This is a genomic window from Candidatus Latescibacterota bacterium (assembly GCA_019038625.1).
GTDB lineage: Bacteria > Krumholzibacteriota > Krumholzibacteriia > Krumholzibacteriales > Krumholzibacteriaceae > JAGLYV01.
The window spans coordinates 1-4,798 of sequence record JAHOYU010000211.1; the positions used below are offsets into that span (position 1 = coordinate 1).

The 4,798-nt window shown below is 48.6% G+C and carries 6 protein-coding genes; 4 read left to right on the forward strand and 2 right to left on the reverse strand.

All coding sequences use genetic code 11. The features are described from left to right. Both KOO63_14245 and msrB read left to right on the forward strand, forming a co-directional pair. Nucleotides 1–472, forward strand: a 472-nt coding sequence (locus KOO63_14245) for an HNH endonuclease (protein ID MBU8922974.1), incomplete at its 5' end; no start/stop codon positions are given. 565 nt (nt 473–1,037) lie between these two features. Continuing rightward, complete coding sequence (gene msrB, locus KOO63_14250; protein ID MBU8922975.1) at nt 1,038–1,751, forward strand: peptide-methionine (R)-S-oxide reductase MsrB; 714 nt, start codon at nt 1,038–1,040, stop codon at nt 1,749–1,751. 105 nt (nt 1,752–1,856) lie between these two features. On the opposite strand, the gene KOO63_14255 is transcribed toward msrB, so the two are convergent. Then, entirely contained in the window at nt 1,857–2,321 is a 465-nt protein-coding gene (locus KOO63_14255; GenBank protein ID MBU8922976.1) for a GAF domain-containing protein, read from the reverse strand. 218 nt (nt 2,322–2,539) lie between these two features. Between KOO63_14255 and KOO63_14260 the strand changes: the two genes are divergently transcribed. Both KOO63_14260 and KOO63_14265 read left to right on the forward strand, forming a co-directional pair. Further along, a complete protein-coding gene (locus tag KOO63_14260; protein ID MBU8922977.1) occupies nt 2,540–2,851 on the forward strand; it encodes a PadR family transcriptional regulator in 312 nt (103 codons plus the stop codon). Between the two features lie 47 nt (nt 2,852–2,898). Beyond that, nucleotides 2,899–3,915 (forward strand): hypothetical protein, encoded by a 1,017-nt coding sequence (locus KOO63_14265; protein MBU8922978.1) that lies wholly within the window; start codon nt 2,899–2,901, stop codon nt 3,913–3,915. 72 nt (nt 3,916–3,987) lie between these two features. Here the strand turns inward: KOO63_14265 and KOO63_14270 are convergent. Then, nucleotides 3,988–4,798: hypothetical protein (locus tag KOO63_14270; GenBank protein ID MBU8922979.1), on the reverse strand; the 811-nt coding region annotated here is incomplete at its 5' end.

The window sequence follows — 4,798 nt, forward strand, 5'->3', positions numbered from 1 at the left end:
ACGGGAGAAGCGGCGCGAGGCGAGGGCCGTGAAGGCTGCGAAAGTGAAGAAGGTGAAACCGGCAGCGGAGGCGGTAGCGAAGGCTGATAGAGCCACGAAAGTGAGGTCGGTAGTTGAGGTTGCAAAGGTGAAACCAACTACAAAGGTAGAGCGAGTGGCTAAGGCGCCCACAAAAGCAGACCCGAATTCTATAGCACCTGCGAAAGATCCAGAACAACCCTCCCGCTTCATACCTCAGGCCGTGAAAGACGAAATCTTCAGGAGAGATGGGAACAGATGTGCCTACAGGAGCCCGGACGGGAGAAGATGTGATTCGAAATGGAACCTGCAAGTCGATCATATCATCCCATTCGCACTTGGAGGGAGCAACTCGCCGGAGAATCTTCAGCTCCTGTGCAGACGGCACAACCAGTACAAGGCCTTGAAGGACTTTGGAAAGAAAAAGATGTGTTGTAATTCCGGGAAAAAGTAGCGAGCCAGCTTCAGTAAAAAAAGGGTTGTTGTCCTTGCGGCGATATAGGACAGAAACTATCTTATATATAGAAGTGTTAGAAATGAAAGAAGGTGACAGAATGCGACTGTTACTTGTTGTGGTGTTAATATTATCGCTATTGATAATTATAGTTCCGGCGCTGCGAGCCGGGGGGGAGAATGAAATGGCATCGGAAAAGACTGAAGTCGCCACATTCGCCGGGGGATGTTTCTGGTGCAGCGAGGCTGACTTTGAAATGATAGATGGAGTGGTGAAGGTGATCTCGGGTTACACGGGAGGACATACAGAGAATCCTGCATATCAAGAGGTCTGTTCAGGGACAACAGGGCATATAGAGGCGATACAGGTCTGGTACGATCCTTCTGTGGTTTCCTTCAGGGATCTGCTAAATGTTTTCTGGACCCACATAGATCCGACGGATCGAGGAGGACAATTTGTCGACAGGGGGCCACAATATACGAGCGCGATCTTTTATCACGACCCAATCCAGAAGGAACTGGCCGAGTTGTCGAAAGAGACGCTCGGGAGTTCGAAAATATTCGACATGGCAATAGTGACCGAAATTCGAGAATTTGAGAAGTTTTATGAGGCAGAAGAATATCATCAGGGGTATTACAAGACCTGTCCCATGCAGTACCGGATGTACAGAAGTGGATCTGGAAGAGATAGTTTTCTCAGTTCAATATGGAAAGAAAATAAGTTCGACTTTTCCGATGAAACGACAGGTCGGGATGTTGAAATGACAGATCGGGATGTTGAAATGACAGATCCGGCTGCTGAAACGACAGATCATGTTGCGGCAGGGAGTGGTCGGATGGAGAAGCCTTCCGATGATATCCTGAAAAGGGACTTGACTCCGATGCAGTACAGGGTTACCCAGGCCTGTGGTACAGAACCACCCTTCAGGAACGAGTTCTGGGATAACAAACGCGAAGGAATATATGTGGATGTGATAACGGGCGAGGCGCTTTTCAGTTCTACAGCCAAGTTTGATTCGGGGTCAGGCTGGCCAAGTTTTACAAGGTCTCTTGAGGAAGGCAATATTGTCGAGAAAAAAGATGAAAGTCACGATATGGTGAGGATCGAAGTGCGGAGCGAACATGGAGATTCCCATCTTGGGCATGTATTCGAAGACGGCCCTCAGCCATCGGGCCGAAGGTATTGCATCAATTCAGCGGCCCTGCGATTTATACCTATGAAAGCCCTGGAGAAGGAAGGGTACGGGAAATATCTCTATCTTTTCGAGCGATCTCGATGAATATGTAATCTCTTTGAATCTGTGATCTCTATGAAAAAGTGATTTCCCTGAATAAATGACAGGTCATTGGACAGACCATGGAGTCATATGATAAACATCGGATCTCTAGATAATAGTCTCAAGGGCCTTGCATATGGCTTCAAGAAAGTCTCTGTCTTCCCAGGAGAAAAATGCGAGGGCGTGTGAGTCGATATCAAGTTCTCCCGCCACCTTGCCTGACTTGAACAGAGGTACCACTATCTCGGATTTCACATCCGAAGAACATGAGAGGTAGTTCGTCTCTTTGGCCACATCCTGGATGATGATAGTTCTCTTTCTTGCCGCGGCTTGTCCGCAGACACCTTTTCCGAACGGGATGCACGTATGGTTCGTGTGGGCGCCGCTGAACGGGCCCAGAGTTAGATCTTCCCCGCTCGGCCCGGTTAGGTAGAACCCCACCCAGTCGTAGTTTTCCACCTCGTTCCACAGAATATCGCAGATTGATTTCAGTTTTTCATCACGTTCGCCCGGGGCCGAGATGATATCGTCGATCTTTTTTCGAATGTCATCGAAAAGTTCTTTTTTGTTCATTTTGATATCTCCTGCTTTTGTCGGGACGGTATGAAATCCGTATAACCGCAGAGACCCCGCAGTTGTACCACAACAAGCTGATTCAAGTCGACATGCAATTTTAGTTCTTTTCCTCAATCAGGCACTTGTCTGAAAAGTGTGGGGGGAAGAAAGATATTGCTTGCAATACTATGCGTCGCATAGTATGATGTAATGCACAATATAGGAGGTAGCATTGTATGAATGTTGAATTTCGCCGTGGTGTCCTGGTTCTGGCTATACTGCGATTACTTGATAAAGAACAATACGGGTATTCGCTGAGAGAGATACTCAATCGTTACGGGCTTGAAATAAATGAAGGTACTCTATATCCGCTTCTTCGAAGACTCGAATCACAGAAACTTCTGAAGAGCGACTGGCGGATAGGAGATGGACGGCCGCGAAAGTACTATCGAATATCAGGAAAGGGAAAGACCTCACTGGAGAAAATGTCGAAGGAATGGACTGAACTGGTAGGGGCGATGAACAATATCCTGGGAATGAAATCCTAGGATGAACAATATCCTGGGAATAAAATACTAGAATGAAGGAGTTAACAATGGGATTGATCGAACGTTACATAAAGGAGGTGGCCCGGCATCTACCGGCTGCTCTCAGGCGTGATGTTTCCATCGAACTCGAGTCTGCTATCGGGGACAGTGTCGACGCCGCGATGAAGGATTCACTCGATGGAGACAGGGCTATAGTCATTAAGGCAGTTCTGAGGGATTTCGGACAGCCCAGGACTATCGCATTGTCATATATGCCTGATAATCAGTTCATAATAGGACCGAAATATTACAGGCCGTTCCTGCGTGCTCTCAAGATAGTCATTCTTGCCGCTTATGCCGTAGTCCTCATCGGGTTGATAGGATATCTCGTTACAGAGGGACCCTCCCTCTGGGAGTTTTATCGGAAGTTCGTCGATTCGCTTGGGAAATTTCCCGTCACTGCCGCGACTTTGATCGGTGCTGTCTTTGCGGTTTTTGCCCTCCTGGAAAGATTCGCCGTGCCGAAGAGCAGTGCGGGACCGGAAGAGGAAACAAGCTGGGATCCTGATACACTCCCGCCACTTGATGACTCCAGTACCGTCAACAGGGTCGCGACCGTTTTAAATCTGTGTCTTTACTCCTTTCTCTTCATACTGTTTAATTTTTTCCAGGAACGTATTGGGATGGTCAATCTGGCGAATGGTGAATACTGGTTTCTCCCAATGCTTGGAGACGGCTTCCACAAATATTTGTTATGGCTGAATGTTTGGCTGGTAGCCGCGTTTATCCTCAGTTGGCTTCTGGTCCGGGAAGGCATATGGCGTGATCTGACCCGTATATACAGAATAACACTGGACTTCCTGCTTGCCGTCATTCTTTATCTGATGGCGATCGATGCCAGTATCATAGGTCCTCCGGCAGGATGGACGATCCCTGTGCGTGGATTGAGTGGACTCGATCCGGTATTCAGGGATGAGGTCATTCCCATGGTAGGAATGGGTATTAGGATAGCTCTATTTGTAGCAGCCGCTTTGACACTGATCACAGCAGGTAAACGAATCTGGAAAATGATCAGAACGGTATGACGAGCTCTGTCCGGGAATAAGGTTGAGGTCCCAGGGAGGGAAATCCCTGTGTGGTAAGGGCTGGCGGATGGCCTATTCACTCGATTCCGCCAGCTTGAGCTTTACCCATATCTCCAGAGGCTGCGGTGGAGACATCCTGTCGGTCCCCGGCCTCTTCATGCCTCCACCCCGGCCGCCTCCACCGCGACCTCCCCCACCCATTCCTCTTCCAGGCCGCATCCCTGGATCCATGCTGCCTGGTCTTTTCATATTATTCTGCATCTTTATACGGCCGACGACAAATCCGATTCCTATTTTCGAATCTGGGCCTGCACCTATCGAGAACAGTGACTCTCCCTGCTCTGTAAAGGGGATTTTCATTTCCAGCACAAGGTTATCATCCCTCATCTCCATCGATACGTCGATTCCCAGCTCAGCTGTTTCTGTAATACTTCTAGTCATCCTCATATCGGATTCCGGCCGGATGATGTCGAGGGAGCCCGGTATGTCATTCATGAGAAGCCTGATCATCCGTGGATCGATATTTGCGGAAGTCCTTCGATCCATTCCCCGGGTATTGCCACCGGTCGAATTTCTGTCCATTCCTTCAGGTGGTCTGAATCCGGCCATTTCACCTGCCAGACCATTTTCTGTGAAAGATCTCATAGGGTAGTTGATCCCGAACTCACATTCCTTTCCGCCATCTTTGTCGAACCAGACGGTAAGTCCGTTTTTGATGACCTGGATCTGAGTTTTTGGATCTCTGGTGGATATACAAGCATATATAAATCGGTCATCATTCGTGATGCTGATTCTTGTGGAAGTATCGACATCATGGAGGAGGACCAGTCCACCCCACTCGGAGTCCATACCGTCGATCGAGATCTCCCTGTTAAGCCAAGTA